This is a genomic window from Mycolicibacterium psychrotolerans (assembly GCF_010729305.1).
GTDB classification, from domain to species: Bacteria; Actinomycetota; Actinomycetes; order Mycobacteriales; family Mycobacteriaceae; genus Mycobacterium; species Mycobacterium psychrotolerans.
Window position 1 is genome coordinate 1447600 of record NZ_AP022574.1, and the last position, 14351, is coordinate 1461950.

A 14351-nucleotide genomic window follows, 5' to 3' on the forward strand; every position below is an offset into this window, starting at 1 on the left:
CTACACCGCCGAAGAGGGAGACACCGATGGCCACCTGGTTCGAGACCGTCGCCGAAGCACAACGACGTGCGCGAAAGCGACTGCCGCCCAGCGTCTACAGCGCGCTGGTCGCCGGGTCGGAGAAGGGCCTCACCGCCGCCGACAACACCTCGGCCTTCGCCGAGCTCGGCTTCGCCCCGCACGTCGCAGGGTTGTCCGGCAAACGGGACATGGCCACGACCGTGATGGGACAGGCGATCTCGCTGCCGGTGCTGATCTCGCCGACCGGTGTCCAGGCCGTCCACCCCGACGGCGAGGTCGCCGTGGCGCGCGCCGCCGCGGCCCGCGGCACCGCGATCGGCCTGTCGTCGTTCGCCAGCAAGCCCATCGAGGAGGTGGCGTCGGCCAATTCCGCGACGTTCTTCCAGATGTACTGGACCGGCGGCCGGGACAAGCTGCTGGCCCGGATGGAGCGGGCGCGCCGCGCCGGAGCGGTCGGCCTGATCATCACCACCGACTGGTCGTTCTCCAACGGCCGCGACTGGGGCAGCCCGGCCATCCCCGAACGGATGGACCTCAAGGCCATGCTGCGCTTCGCGCCCGAGGGGATCCGCAGGCCGCGTTGGCTTCTCGAGTTCGCCAAGACCGGCCGGGTGCCGGACCTGACCGCACCCAACCTCGCCGACGGAGGCGACCCGCCGACGTTCTTCGGCGCCTACGGCGAGTGGATGCAGACCCCGCTACCGACGTGGGAGGACATCGCCTGGCTGCGCGAGCAGTGGGGCGGCCCCTTCATGCTCAAGGGGGTGATGCGCGTCGACGACGCCAAGCGGGCCGTCGATGCCGGTGTCACCACCATCTCGGTGTCCAACCACGGCGGCAACAACCTCGACGGCACCCCCGCGCCCATCCGGGCGCTGCCCGCCATCGCCGACGCCGTCGGTGATCAGGTCGAGATCGTGCTCGACGGCGGGATCCGGCGCGGCTCCGACGTCGTCAAGGCCGTCGCGCTGGGCGCCCGCGCGGTCATGATCGGCCGCGCCTACCTGTGGGGGCTCGCCGCAGGCGGCCAGGCCGGCGTCGAGAACGTGCTCGACATTCTGCGCGGCGGCATCGATTCCGCGCTGCTGGGGCTCGGTCTGTCGTCGGTCCAGGAGCTCAGGCGGGTTGATCTGGTGATACCAGAAGGTTTCCGGCGCGACCTGGGGGTTTAAGCCGGCTTGTGCGCCGTGAGCAGGTACGCCGGCATCTTCGGCCTGCCCTTCTCGTCGGTGTCGAAGGCCGGCATCGGCACCGGCGCGTCGACGAAGTTCGGCGGCAGGGTGTGGATGAACGCCGGGCGGATGTCGTCGATGGTCCAGTACCGCGCCACGGCGTCGCGCAACTCGTCCTCGGTCACCTCGTTCGGCTTCTGCTCCAGCTCCGCCGGGAACGCCCCCTTGGCGAACACCAGCACGAAGTACGACGCGCCCGGGGCCGCGGCGCGGTACACCGACCGCAGGTACCCGTCGCGGCCCTGCACGGGAAGGGAATGGAACAGCGTCGAATCCAGGACGGTCGCGAACCGGCCGTCGTATCCGGTGAACGTGGTGATGTCGTCGGCGACGAACGTCGCGGTGGTCAGGCCGCGGTCCCGGGCGGCCGCCGTCGCCGCCGCGATGGCCGTCGGCGACAGGTCGATGCCGACGACGGTGTACCCGTCGGCCGCCAGCGCGAGTGACAGCTCGGCATGGCCGCAGCCGGCGTCGAGGACGTCGCTGCGCACCCTGCCGGCCCCGATCAGCGCCGCGAGCTCGGGCTGCGGTTCCCCGATGTTCCACGGCGGCGGACCCTCGAACGCGCCCTCCCCGCGATAGGCGTCGTCCCAGTCGAGGTCTCCCAGATTGTCCGCCATGCGCACCAAACTACGCGGGGTCCCAGGTGTGCACCGGCTCGTTGGTGTGCATGCGTTCGCAGTACAGCCGCAACATCTCGGCCAGCGCCGTCGGCCGGCTCATGCCCCGGTCCTGCAGCGCCGCCACCGCCGACGCCTGCCACACCGCGCCGTTGCGGCCCGACTTCGCGCGGCCCTCGATCACCCCGAGGTAGCGGTCCCGCACCTCGGCCGACACCTCCCACCGGCGCAGACCCTCGTCGGCCATCGGCAGCAGCTCGCGCAGCACCAGCTCGTCGGGTGTCACCTCGCCCACCCCCGGCCAGTACAGCCGGGCGTCCATGCCCTGCTGGGCGGCCGACTCGAAATTCGACCGCGCCGCAGCGAAACTCAGCTTGGTCCACAGCGGCCTGTCCTCCTCGGACAGTGTGCGCAACGCCCCGTAGTAGAACGCCGCATTGGCCATCATGTCGACCACGGTCGGTCCGGCGGGCAGCACCCTGTTCTCGACGCGCAGGTGCGGCCGACCCCCGACGACGTCGTACACCGGCCGGTTCCACCGGTAGATGGTGCCGTTGTGCAGCCGCAGTTCGGACAGCGTCGGTGTGCGGCCGGCGGCGAGTTCGGCCACCGGGTCCTCGTCGGACAGCTCGGGAAGCAGCGACGGGAAGTACCGGACGTTCTCCTCGAACAGGTCGAAGATCGACGTGATCCACCGCTCCCCGAACCACACCCGCGGCCGCACCCCCTGCGTCTTCAGCTCGTCGGGACGCGTGTCGGTGGCCTGGGCGAACAACTCGACGCGGGTCTCGGCCCACAGGTGGTGGCCGAAGAAGAACGGCGAATTGGCGCCGAGCGCCAACTGCGGCCCAGCCAGCACCTGGGCGGCGTTCCAGTTGTTCGCGAAGTCGCCCGGAGAGACCTGCAGATGCAATTGCATGCTGGTGCAAGCCGATTCGGGCGCGATCGAGGCGGTCTGCAGGCTCAGCCGCTCCGGACCCGCGATGTCGATGTCGATGTCCTCGCCGCGCGCGGTGAAGATCGAGTCGTTGAGTGCCTGGTAGCGAACCGACTCGCTCATCCAGTGCCCGGACAGGTGCTGGGGCATCAGGGTCGGCAGGATCCCGATCATCACGATGTGCGAGCCGTCGGTGTTGGCCTTGGCCTCCGCGGCGTTGAGGCTGGTGCGGACCTCGGCCTCGAGGTCGAGCGCCGCGCGTCCGGGCAGCCGGCGCGGCGGCACGTTGAACTCGATGTTGTAGGCGCCCAACTCGGTCTGGTACGCCGGGTCCGCGATCGCGGTGAGCACCTCGGAGTTGTTCATCGCCGGCTGATAGTCGCTGTCGACGAGGTTGCACTCGATCTCCATGCCCGTCAGCGGCTTCTCGAAGTCGAAGCTCGACTGCGCGAGCATCGTCTCGAAGACGTCGAGACACAACTGGACCTTGCGCCGGTACTCGCGCCGCTGCGCGCGAGTGAACTCGGTCTGCTTCAGCTCCTCGCCCACGACAGCCATTAGACGCCATCACCGGGCCTCGGGCGGGCAGTTGCTCAATCAAGGACTTCGGCGTCACGCCGGGCGAGCAGCACCTGCGGGCTGGTCAGTCCGCCGCGCAACTCGACGGTGATCGCCGGGTCGGCGTGCGCTGCCAGGGCCCGCAGCGCCGACGGGCTGTACGCCCGCAGCGAGCTGATCACCCCGTCGTGCACGAACGGCACGAACGGCGCCAGCGGCAGCATGGCCGCCAGCCGGATCAGGTGCAGCGGTGCCGGCGGACGGGGCAGGTCGATGATCAGTAGGGTGGCCGCGGCGCGGGTGCCCTCGGCGAGCACGCGCGCGGCCGCGGCCGGCGGCAGGTGATGAAACGACAGCGCGAACACCGCGAGATCGAACTCGCCGTCGGCGGCGTCGAGCGCCGTGGCGTCCATGAGCCGGACGGTGGCGCGGGGGTGCGAGCCCAGGTCGCCCGCAGCGATCGCCGCGACCGACGTCGGTTCGATGTCGGTGACCGTCACCCGCGCACTCGGGTGCCACTCCAGCAGCGTGCGGGACAGGGCGCCGTGTCCCGCGCCGAGCTCGAGGATCTTCGGGTCGGCGACCTCGGCCACTTCGTCGAGCGCGATCTTCGCGAACTTCTCGTGATTGCCGAACACCTCGCCCGCCCAGTTCAGGGCGCGGATCACGCTGCGCTTGCGAGCCACGTCGGCGGGGGCGTCGGAGTCGCGGTCGAGGTACTCCTGGCGGTCGGTCTGCAGCAGCCGGTCCAGGCACGACGCATTCGGTCCGCCGCGGGGCATCCGGTCGATGTCGTCGTCGGTGATGGCTGACAGACCCATGTGGTCCATCATGGACCTCTACCGAGAAGGAGCGCGCGTGGCCGATTTCGTCGCAGCCATCGACCAGGGCACCACCAGCACCCGGTGCATGATCTTCGACCACGACGGCGCCGAGGTGGGCCGCCATCAGCTCGAACACGAACAGATCCTGCCGAAGGCCGGCTGGGTGGAACACAACCCCGTCGAGATCTGGGAGCGCACCGGCTCGGTGCTGGCCACGGCGCTCAACTCGACCAACCTGTCGACCACCGACCTCGCGGCGCTGGGCATCACCAACCAGCGGGAGACGTCGCTGGTGTGGAACCGGCGAACGGGACGCCCGTACCACAACGCGATCGTCTGGCAGGACACCCGCACCGATCGCATCGCCTCCGCGCTGGACCGCGACGGCCGCGGCGACGTGATCCGCCGCAAGGCCGGTCTGCCGCCGGCCACGTACTTCGCCGGCGGCAAGGTCCAGTGGATCCTCGACAACGTCGACGGGGTGCGCGCCGACGCGGAGAAGGGCGACGCGATCTTCGGCACCACGGACACCTGGGTGCTGTGGAACCTGACCGGCGGCCATCGCGGGGGCGTGCACGTCACCGACGTCACCAACGCCAGCCGCACCATGCTGATGAACCTGGAGACCCTCGACTGGGACGACGAACTGCTGTCGTTCTTCGGCATTCCGCGCCAGATGCTGCCCGAGATCCGCCCGTCGTCGGTGACCGACCCCTTCGGGACGACGCTGGACACCGGGCCCGCCGACGGCGAGGTCCCGATCACCGGAATCCTCGGTGACCAGCAGGCCGCGATGGTCGGCCAGGTGTGCCTGGAGGTCGGCGAGGCGAAGAACACCTACGGCACCGGCAACTTCCTGCTGCTCAACACCGGCGAGAAGATCGTCCGCTCCGACAACGGTCTGCTGACCACCGTCTGCTACCAGTTCGCCGACGCCAAGCCGGTCTACGCGCTCGAGGGGTCGATCGCGGTGACCGGTTCGGCGGTGCAGTGGCTGCGCGACCAGCTGGGCATCATCAGCGGCGCGTCGCAGAGCGAGGCGCTGGCCCGTCAGGTGGAGGACAACGGCGGGGTCTACTTCGTGCCGGCGTTCTCCGGGCTGTTCGCGCCGTACTGGCGCTCGGACGCGCGCGGCGCGATCGTCGGGCTGTCCCGCTACAACACCAACGCCCACGTGGCCCGCGCGACGCTCGAGGCGATCTGCTACCAGAGCCGCGACGTCGTCGACGCGATGGAGGCGGACTCCGGGGTGCACCTGGAGGTGCTCAAGGTCGACGGCGGCATCACCGCCAACGATCTGTGCATGCAGATCCAGGCCGACGTCCTCGGGGTCGACGTGGTGCGGCCGGAGGTCGCCGAGACCACCGCTCTGGGTGCGGCCTACGCCGCGGGACTCGGAGTCGGCTTCTGGGACGGCCCCGACGATCTGCGGGCCAACTGGCAGGAAGGCAGGCGCTGGTCACCGAACTGGTCCGACGAGCAGCGCGCCGAGGGCTACGCCGGCTGGCAGAAGGCCGTGCACCGCACCCTGGACTGGGTGGACGTCGACTAATCGCCTGCGGCGACCAGCGACCGCAGCGACACGTCCGGGTTCTCCCGTGCCACGTTCTCCAGGCGCCACTTGGTGGAGAACACCGCCAGCAGCACGCCGTCGGTGCGGGTGAACACCTCCACCGACGCCAGCTTCTGCAGCGTCTCGGCGCCCTCGGGCTCGCAGATGCGGGCCACCGTGTACGGCAGCGGCTCGAGCGCGATCGGGGCCCCGAACTCGGCCGCCATCCGGTGGCTGGCCACCTCGAACTGCATCGGGCCCACCGCCGCAAGCACCGGGGCCTGATCGCCGCGGCGGTCCGAGCGCAGCACCTGGACCACGCCCTCCTGGTCGAGTTGCTCGATGCCCTTGCGGAACTGCTTGTGCTTGCTGGGGTCCGTGCCCCGCGCGACCGCGAAGTGTTCCGGCGAGAAACTCGGGATCGGCGGGTACTGCACGGCGACGTCGGCGTAGAGCGTGTCACCCGGGCGCAACGACGCGGCGTTGGCCAGCCCGATCACGTCGCCTGGCCAGGCGGTGTCGAGCGTGGACCGCTGCTGACCGAACACCGACTGCGCGTACTTGGTGACGAACGGCTTGCCGGTGGAGGCGTGGGTCAGCACGTCGCCGCGCTCGAACGTGCCCGAGCACACCCGGGCGTAGGCGATGCGGTCGCGGTGGGCCGAATCCATGCCGGCCTGCACCTTGAACACGAACGCGCTGAACGGCGCGGTCGCGTCGCGGCGGTTGCCGTCGACGTCGAGCGCCCCGTTGGGCGGGGGAGCGAGTTCGGCCAGCACGTCGAGCAGCTGATTGACGCCGAAGTTCAGGGCGGCCGAGGTGAACAGGACCGGGGTGGAGCTGCAGTCGCGGAACGTCTCCGGGTCGAAGTCCGCCTCGTCGGCACTGAGCAGTTCGGATTCCTCGACCGCGGTGTCCCAGTCGATACCGGCGGCCTCGTGGGCCGCGTCGGGCGCGATGTGTTCCTCCGGTGCGGCGGTGGCGCCACCGGCGGTGCGGGTGTAGCGGATGAACATGCCGGTGCGCCGGTCGAGCACGCCCTTGAAGTCGCCGGCGATGCCGACGGGCCACGTCAGCGGCGTCGGCTTGAGCCCGATGCGCTCGGTGATCTCGTCCATCAGCTCGAGTGCGTGCCGGCCCGGGCGGTCCCACTTGTTGATCACCGTGATGATCGGGATCCGCCGGTGCCGACACACTTGGAACAGCTTCAGCGTCTGCGGTTCCAGGCCCTTGGCCGCGTCGATCAGCATCACCGCGGAGTCGACCGCGGTGAGCACCCGGTAGGTGTCCTCGGAGAAATCGGCGTGGCCGGGGGTGTCGAGCAGATTGATCACACAGGTGTTGCCCGCCTGCGTCGTGTAAGGGAACTGCAGCGCGGTGGACGTGATCGAGATGCCGCGGGCCTTCTCCATCTCCATCCAGTCCGACACCGTCGAGCGACGGCCCGCCTTGCCGTGGATGGCGCCGGCCTCGGTGATCGCCTTGGCGTGCAGCACCAGAGCCTCGGTCAGCGTGGATTTTCCGGCGTCGGGATGGCTGATGACGGCGAAGGTGCGCCGGCGGCCCGCCTCGGTCGACAACAGGTCGGGTTTCGCAGCCGAGGTGGAGATCGTCATGATGCTGTCGATTTTATTGCCGGGCCTGCCGAAACGAAGAATCGCTCACTTCTCGGTTGCGGCGTCGAGGGCCTGCTTGGTCTCCTCGTCCAGCTCGATCTCGGCGACGGCCGTGTTCTCCTCGAGGTGCGCCACCGACGACGTGCCCGGGATCAGCAGCACGTTGGGCGCCACGCTCAGCGTCCACGCCAGCGCGATCTGGGCCGGGGTGCGGCCGAGTTTCTCGGCCTCGGCCCGAACGGCCGGGTGCCCGAGCACCGGATTCTCCGCGTTGAACGCCGAGCCCAGCGGGAAGAACGGGACGAACGCGATACCGCGCTCGGTGCACAGGTCCAGCACCGGCTGCGAGGTCCGGTCGACCAGGTTGTAGGCGTTCTGGACCGTCGCGATTTCGGTGCGCTCGAGCGCGATCTGCAGGTGCTCGACGGAGATGCTGCTGAGTCCGATCCCGTCGATCAGCCCTTCGTCGCGGGCGGCGATCATCGCGTCGAGTTGGCGGTCGAACAGCTCGCGGTCCACGGGGCCGACCGCGTTCGGATCACCGGAGTGGATGCGCAGGTTGACCGCGGCCAGCCGGTCGACGCCGAGGGTGGCGAGGTTCTGCTCGATGTCGGCGCGCAGCTCGTCGGGTTCCTGGGCAGGCGTCCAGTTGCCGTCGGCGTCACGGCGGGCCCCGACCTTGCTCACCAGCGCCAGATCGGCGGGGTAGGGGTGCAGCGCCTCGCGGATCAGTTCATTGGCCACGTCGGGTCCGTAGAACTGCGCGGTGTCGATGTGATTGATACCGAGCTGCGGAACGCGCTGCAGCACCGCGATAGCCTGGTCGTGATCGCGGGGCGGACCGAACACCCCGGGTCCGGGAAGCTGCATCGCGCCGAACCCGACGCGGCCGACGGTGTGGGTGCCGAGCGCAAATGTCTCCATGACTTCTATGTACACGGATCCGGCGCGGTTTCATCCCCGTGCGGGGGAGAAACCGCGCCGGATCCGCTCGAGGGTCAGTCCTCGCCGAGGATCTGGTAGATCTCGCGACGGGCGGTGTTGACGATCTCGACGATGCGCTGCTGCTGCTCACTGCTCGCGGCGTGCGAGGACTGCGCGACCGCGCCCATGAGCTGGCCCACGGCGCTGCGCAGACCCATCGCGGTGGGGTCGGCGCCCTCGGTGATCTCGTCCCACGGGGCGGTCTCGATCTTGGCGGCGGCGGTGCGGCCGTCGTCGGTCAGCTCGAAGAGCTTCTTGCTGCCTTCGGATTCGGTGGCGACCAGCAGGCCTTCGTCGACGAGGAGCTGCAGGGTGGGGTACACCGAACCGGGGCTCGGCTTCCACAGTTGCTGGCTGCGCTCGTCGATCTCCTGGATCATCTCGTAGCCGTGCATCGGCCGTTCGGTGAGCAGGGTCAGGATCGCGGCGCGCACGTCGCCGCGTCGGCCGCGGCCTCCGCCGCGCCGCGCGCCGCCGCGTCCGCCGGGGCCGAACCCGAATCCTGGGCCGAAGCCCAGACCGGGACCGAAGCCGGGGCCGAAACCGCCGAAGCCGGCCTGGCCGCGGTGCTCGCGAAGGTGATCACGGAACTCGCGCCGGGCGGCCCGACGGTGTTCGTGCAGGGCGCGACGCTCCTGGGGGCCGAAGCCGAAACCGAAGCCACGCGCCTCGAAGGGGTGTTCCGGGGGTGTGAAAGGGGGGTTCATTGCTTGTCGTTCCTTACGTTGGGGAGGAAACGCCGATCGCGCTTCCGATACGTTGACGATATATCGGAAACTATCGGTATGCAACGCTTATTTCCGGCGGCCCTCCATCCGGGCGAGGACGTCGTGTGCCCACTCGGCCTGCATGGCATTCAGCCTCAGGCCGTAGTCGAGCGCGGCCAGGGCGAAGAACGCGTCGTCGTCGGCCTGGGCCGAGTCGGTCAGTCCGACCTTGTCGCGCAGCTCCGAAAGCCGCGCGATCTCCGCGTGTGACTGCTCGACGGTCTCCTTCAGGTGCTGCCGCGCCTGCCGCGCCGGGATCTGGCCGAGCAGGAACACCCGCAGCAGTGACGCGCTGCGGAAGGGGGGATCCTCGTCCGGATCGGCCATCCAGCGGCGCAGTTCGGCGCGCCCGGCCGTGGTGATCCGGTACACCTTGCGACCCCGCGGCCCGATGTCGCAGACCTCGATCAGCCCGCCGTCGGCGAGCTTGTTCAGTTCCGAGTACAGCTGGCTCTGGGTGGCGGGCCACACGTTGGCCATCGAGTTCTCGAACAACTTGAGCAGGTCGTAGCCGCTGCCCGGGCGCTGGGCCAGCAGGCCCAGCGCTGCCATTCGAAGACTCATGGCGGCATCGTAAGCGCTGACCTTCCAAGACTGGACTATCCACGACAATCCACCATTGACATGTCACTAGTGGAATGTCAGGCTGTCCCCATGACCGAGATCGAGGCCGAGCAGCGCAACCTGCCCGGCGAAGGCGACTTCTTCCGCACCGGAAACTACGCACCCGTCCCTGCCGAACTCACCGAGTTCGATCTGCCCGTCGACGGCGCGATTCCGCCCGACCTCGACGGGTGGTACCTGCGCAACGGCCCCAACCCCCGCTCCGGGACCGGGCACTGGTTCACCGGCGACGGCATGATCCACGGCCTGCGCATCGAGGGCGGCCGCGCGGCCTGGTACCGCAACCGCTGGGTGCGCACCGACAGCTTCGACGACCCGTTCCCCCTCTACAACGGGGACGGCACGCGCAACCTGCGCTCCAGCGTCGCCAACACCCACGTCGTCAACCACGCCGGTAAGACACTCGCGCTCGTCGAATCCTCACTGCCCTACGAGATCACCAACGATCTCGAGACGGTCGGCGCGTACGACTTCGACGGCAAACTCGTCGACGCGATGACCGCGCACCCCAAGATCTGCCCCACCACAGGCGAATTGCATTTCTTCGGCTACGGCAACCTGTTCGAACCGTACGTCACCTACCACCGGGCCGACGCGTCCGGAGCCCTGGTGGTGGACCGGCCCCTCGACGTGCCCGCCCTGACGATGATGCACGACTTCGCGCTGACGACGAATCACGTTGTGTTCATGGATCTCCCGATCGTGTTCAACGCCGAGGCCGCCATGAGCGGCGGGATGCCCTTCCGCTGGGATGACGACTACGGGGCACGATTCGGGGTGATGCGCCGCGACGATCCGTTCGGCGAGGTGCGGTGGTTCGACATCGAGCCGTGCTACATCTTCCACGTGGTCAACGCCCACGAGGCGGGTGACGTCCTCACTGTGCAGGCCGTTCGCTATCCCGAATTGTGGCGCGGGGAAGCGGATTTCGGTCCGCAGGCAGCGATGTGGACCTATTCGATCGACCTGCGGCATGGCACGGTCACCGAGTCGCAGCTCGACGATCGCGCCGTGGAGTTCCCGCGCATCGACGACCGGCTCGCCACGATGCCGGCCCGGTACTCGGTATCGGTCGGCGAGGCCAGCCTGGTGCGCCACGACCTGGTCACCGGCGAAGCCGCCGTGCACACGTTCGGAACGGCGGCCTCACCCGGCGGTCCGGGAGAGGCGGTGTTCGTGCCGTCGGCGTCGGGTCCGGCCGACGAGACCAGCGGATGGTATCTCGGGTACGTCTACGATTCCGCGCGCGACGGCAGCGATCTGGTGATCATCGACGCGTCGGACTTCACCGGCCCGCCGGTCGCCAGAATTGCTCTGCCGCAACGGGTTCCCTACGGCTTCCACGGGAACTGGATTCCCGCCTGATCAGGCGTTGGTGCGCGTGCGGGCTGACGCCGTGGACGCGCTTGAACGCGGTACTCAGCGCGAACGGGCTGCCGTAGCCGACCTGGCGCGCCACCGCGGCCACCGTCGCCCCTGACCGCAGCAGGTCGGCTGCCAGCGCCAGCCGCCAGCCGGTGAGAAAGGCGATCGGAGGTTCGCCGACCAGATCGGCGAACCGGCGCGCGAACGCCGCCCGCGAACAGCCGACGGCAGCGGCCAGGCTCGCGACCGTCCAGGGGTGAGCCGGGTTGTGGTACATCAACTTCAGTGTGGGCCCGACGAGGGCGTCCTGTTCGGCGTGCCACCACGTCGGGGCGGCGTCCGCCCGGTCGAACCAGGCCCGCACCGCCGCGATGAGCAGCAGGTCCAGCAGCCGGTCCAGGTAGGCCTCCTGGCCCGGCCCATCGCGCCCGGCCTCGTCGGACAGCAGGTCGACCAGGGGGGTGTCCCACTCGTCGGCACGCAGCACCGCCACCGCAGGCAGCGCGTCCAGCAGGCGGGCGCCGACCGCGCTGTGCCCCTCGTAGGCGCCGATCACCGACCGGCAGGATCCCGCGTCGCTGGTACCCCAGGTGCGCACTCCCAGCGACATCTCGAAGCGCAGATCGTCCCCCGCCACCGTCGTGCAGCGCTGGCCCGGATGGATGACGATCATCGGCGGCGTGCGGGGATCGTCGGCGTAGACGTAGGGCTCGGTGCCGCGCGTCAACGCGAGGTCGCCGGCGTCCAGCCATACCGTGCGCCCGTCAGCGGTGACGAGGGCCGCCCGGCCGTGGGTCTGGCAGATGACGGTCAACGGCGCCTCGTCACGCACACTCATCGACCACGGCGGATCCAGCCGCATCCGCAGCACGAACGCGCCGCGCGCACGGACACCGTCGAGCAGTCCGGCCACCGCATCCACACTCCGCAGCGTAGACGCTGAATGATGTTCTGGGCACGCTCAGCGATGGATCGTCTCGTGCCGCTGTTCTTGACTCGAGACATGAGTCCCCTCACCGCCCTCGCCTCCGCGTCGGCGCTCGCCGGCGCCGCGGCGGGCGGCATGATGTTCGTCTTCTCCACCTTCGTGATGCAGGGGCTCGACCGCGCCGGCCCCGTCGGGGCGATCGGCGCGATGCGGGGCATCAACGCCGAGGCGCAAACCAGTGCGGTGTTCCTGCTCGTCTACTTCGGCGCCGCACTGCTGGCGGTGGTGGTCGGTGTGCTGGCAGCGCTGCAGTGGGAGGCGCCCGGCAGCATCTGGCTGGTGGCCGGAGCGGTGCTCGGCGTCGCCGGGGCGCTGGTCACCGTGGCCGCCAACGTGCCGCTCAACGACGGGCTCGACGCCGCCGACGCCTCCCCTGAAGTGTGGCGGGCCTACCTGCACAGCTGGGTGGCGTGGAACCACGTCCGCACCGTGACGGGCCTGGGGGCCGCGGTGCTGACCATGATCGGTGTGGCGCAGCGCTGACTCAGTACCGCGGCTGAAGCCGCTGCACCGCGCGGCGGTGCCGCTCCGCCAGCACGGCGGCCAGCACCAGAGGAGCGGGTGCGCCCGGCGGGGGCGGCGGGGAGATCTGCGCGACCACCTCACCGGTGATGCGGCCGGCCATCTCGTCGCGGATGCGCGGATCCAGCTGGTGCGCGCGGGTGAGGAATTGCCGTGCCAGCTCGGCACTCTCGGGGCGCAATGCGGACAGCTCGAGGGCGCCCGCCCACGCCGCGAGCTGCGGCGGCATCGGCGGGGGCGGCGCCATCCGCGGGCCGCGTTCGCTGATCACCAGCGTTCCGGCGAAGATGTCGCCGATGCGCTTGCCCTTCGGCGAGAGCAGACTGCAGATCACCGCGGGGCCGCCGGTGAGCATCCAGATCTCCAGCACCCCGGACAACGCGCGGAACAGTGCCTGCCGGAACCGCTCAGGGCTGCCGTCGTCGGAGACCACCCGCAGGCCCATCGCCATCTTGCCGAGCGTCCTGCCCCGGGTGGCGGTCTCGAAGATCAGCGGATAACCCACCAGCGCCAGCACCGTGAACACGACCAGTACCGCGTCGGAGAACGCGGAGTTCCACTCCGACAGCGTCATCGCCCACAGGACCACACCAAGGACGTAGGCGACCAACACCACGAGGACGTCGATCAACGACGACAGTGCGCGCACCGGCAACTGGGCGATCTGGATGTCGAGGACGACCGCGTCACCGGTCACCACCGGTTGCTGCGGACGGACCATGCCCGCCACGGTACTAAAATCGCGCCGATGGATGTCGACGCGTTCGTGCTGGCGCACCGGCCGGCCTGGGATCGCCTCGACCACCTGGTGAAGAAGCGCAGGCGGCTGTCCGGCGCCGAGGCCGACGAGTTGGTCGACCTCTACCAGCGGGTGTCGACGCACCTGTCGATGGTGCGCTCGTCGTCGACGGACGCGGTGCTCGTCGGCAAGCTGTCGAGTCTGGTGGCGCGGGCGCGCTCGGTGGTCACCGGTGCCCATGCGCCGCTGTGGCGGGAGTTCGTCCGGTTCTGGACGGTGTCGTTCCCCGTGGTGGCGTACCGGTCGTGGCGATGGTGGCTGGGAACGGCCGTGGCGTTCTTCGTCGTCTCGGTGGCGCTCGCGGTGTGGGTCGCCGCGACCCCCGAGGTGCAGGCGACCATCGGCACGCCGAGCGAGCTGGAGCAGTTGGTCAACACCGAATTCGCTTCGTACTACAGCGAACACCCGGCGGCGTCGTTCGCGTTCAGCGTCTGGACGAACAACGCGTGGATCGCCGCGCAGTGCGTGGTGTCGGCGATCCTGCTGGGCCTCCCGATCCCTTACATCCTGTTCCAGAACGCGTTGAACTTCGGGATGCTCGCCGGGGTGATGTTCGGGGCGGGCCGCGGCGATGTGTTCCTGGGGCTGATCACCCCGCACGGGCTGATCGAGCTGACGGCGGTGTTCCTGGCCGCGGCCGCGGGCATGCGGCTGGGCTGGTCGGTGGTCTCGCCGGGTGACCGGCCGCGCGGGCAGGTGCTGGCCGAGCAGGGCCGGGCGGTGATCTCGGTGGCGATCGGTCTGATCGCGGTGCTCGCGGTCGCGGGTCTGATCGAGGCGTTCGTGACGCCTTCCGCACTGCCGACGTTCGTGCGGATCGCCATCGGGGTGGCTGCCGAGCTCGCGTTCCTGGGGTACGTGGTGTACTTCGGCCGCCGGGCCGCCCGCCGCGGGGAGACCGGCGACATCGACAACGCCCCGGACTACGCGCCGACGGGCTGA

14 protein-coding genes are annotated in these 14351 nt (G+C 69.7%); 5 read left to right on the forward strand and 9 right to left on the reverse strand.

Annotated features, from left to right (window positions below; genetic code table 11):
- Window positions 1-26: 26 nt before the first annotated feature.
- On the forward strand, window positions 27-1193 hold the full coding sequence (gene mftD / locus G6N45_RS07180; protein WP_163721176.1) for a pre-mycofactocin synthase MftD: 1167 nt from the start codon (window positions 27-29) through the stop codon (window positions 1191-1193).
- On the opposite strand, the gene G6N45_RS07185 is transcribed toward mftD, so the two are convergent.
- From G6N45_RS07185 to G6N45_RS07195, 3 genes are read right to left on the reverse strand one after another with little or no spacing between them, the layout of a single operon-like run.
- Entirely contained in the window at window positions 1190-1873 is a 684-nt protein-coding gene (locus G6N45_RS07185) for a class I SAM-dependent methyltransferase (protein WP_163721178.1), read from the reverse strand. The genes mftD and G6N45_RS07185 overlap by 4 nt on opposite strands.
- A gap of 10 nt (window positions 1874-1883) precedes the next feature.
- On the reverse strand, window positions 1884-3368 hold the full coding sequence (locus G6N45_RS07190) for a glutamate-cysteine ligase family protein (protein ID WP_163721180.1): 1485 nt from the start codon (window positions 3366-3368) through the stop codon (window positions 1884-1886).
- A 35-nt stretch (window positions 3369-3403) separates the two neighbouring features.
- Window positions 3404-4198, reverse strand: coding sequence for a class I SAM-dependent methyltransferase (locus G6N45_RS07195; protein WP_246228909.1), 795 nt, complete (start codon window positions 4196-4198; stop codon window positions 3404-3406).
- A 28-nt stretch (window positions 4199-4226) separates the two neighbouring features.
- Between G6N45_RS07195 and glpK the strand changes: the two genes are divergently transcribed.
- Entirely contained in the window at window positions 4227-5744 is a 1518-nt protein-coding gene (glpK, locus tag G6N45_RS07200) for a glycerol kinase GlpK (protein ID WP_163721183.1), read from the forward strand.
- Here glpK and G6N45_RS07205 read toward each other — a convergent pair.
- The 4 genes from G6N45_RS07205 to G6N45_RS07220 all read right to left on the reverse strand — a co-directional run bounded on the left by G6N45_RS07205 (window position 5741) and on the right by G6N45_RS07220 (window position 9675).
- On the reverse strand, window positions 5741-7360 hold the full coding sequence (locus G6N45_RS07205; RefSeq protein WP_163721185.1) for a peptide chain release factor 3: 1620 nt from the start codon (window positions 7358-7360) through the stop codon (window positions 5741-5743). The genes glpK and G6N45_RS07205 overlap by 4 nt on opposite strands.
- Before the next feature lie 45 nt (window positions 7361-7405).
- Entirely contained in the window at window positions 7406-8284 is an 879-nt protein-coding gene (locus G6N45_RS07210; RefSeq protein ID WP_163721187.1) for an oxidoreductase, read from the reverse strand.
- Between the two features lie 74 nt (window positions 8285-8358).
- Entirely contained in the window at window positions 8359-9051 is a 693-nt protein-coding gene (locus tag G6N45_RS07215) for a PadR family transcriptional regulator (protein WP_163721189.1), read from the reverse strand.
- An 87-nt stretch (window positions 9052-9138) separates the two neighbouring features.
- Window positions 9139-9675: a PadR family transcriptional regulator gene (locus G6N45_RS07220; protein WP_163721191.1), complete on the reverse strand. Its 537-nt coding sequence runs from the start codon at window positions 9673-9675 to the stop codon at window positions 9139-9141.
- Between the two features lie 90 nt (window positions 9676-9765).
- Between G6N45_RS07220 and G6N45_RS07225 the strand changes: the two genes are divergently transcribed.
- Window positions 9766-11100 carry a carotenoid oxygenase family protein gene (locus tag G6N45_RS07225; protein WP_163721193.1) on the forward strand — a complete coding sequence of 445 codons (1335 nt, stop codon included), beginning with the start codon at window positions 9766-9768 and terminating at the stop codon, window positions 11098-11100.
- On the opposite strand, the gene G6N45_RS07230 is transcribed toward G6N45_RS07225, so the two are convergent.
- A complete protein-coding gene (locus G6N45_RS07230; protein WP_163721195.1) occupies window positions 11021-12022 on the reverse strand; it encodes an AraC family transcriptional regulator in 1002 nt (333 codons plus the stop codon). The genes G6N45_RS07225 and G6N45_RS07230 overlap by 80 nt on opposite strands.
- Before the next feature lie 81 nt (window positions 12023-12103).
- Here G6N45_RS07230 and G6N45_RS07235 point away from each other — a divergent pair, with 81 nt between their 5' ends.
- A complete protein-coding gene (locus G6N45_RS07235) occupies window positions 12104-12571 on the forward strand; it encodes an anthrone oxygenase family protein (RefSeq protein ID WP_246228910.1) in 468 nt (155 codons plus the stop codon).
- A 1-nt stretch (window position 12572) separates the two neighbouring features.
- Here G6N45_RS07235 and G6N45_RS07240 read toward each other — a convergent pair whose 3' ends face one another.
- Complete coding sequence (locus tag G6N45_RS07240; protein WP_163721200.1) at window positions 12573-13331, reverse strand: RDD family protein; 759 nt, start codon at window positions 13329-13331, stop codon at window positions 12573-12575.
- A gap of 27 nt (window positions 13332-13358) precedes the next feature.
- Between G6N45_RS07240 and G6N45_RS07245 the strand changes: the two genes are divergently transcribed.
- Window positions 13359-14351 (forward strand): stage II sporulation protein M, encoded by a 993-nt coding sequence (locus G6N45_RS07245; protein ID WP_163721203.1) that lies wholly within the window; start codon window positions 13359-13361, stop codon window positions 14349-14351.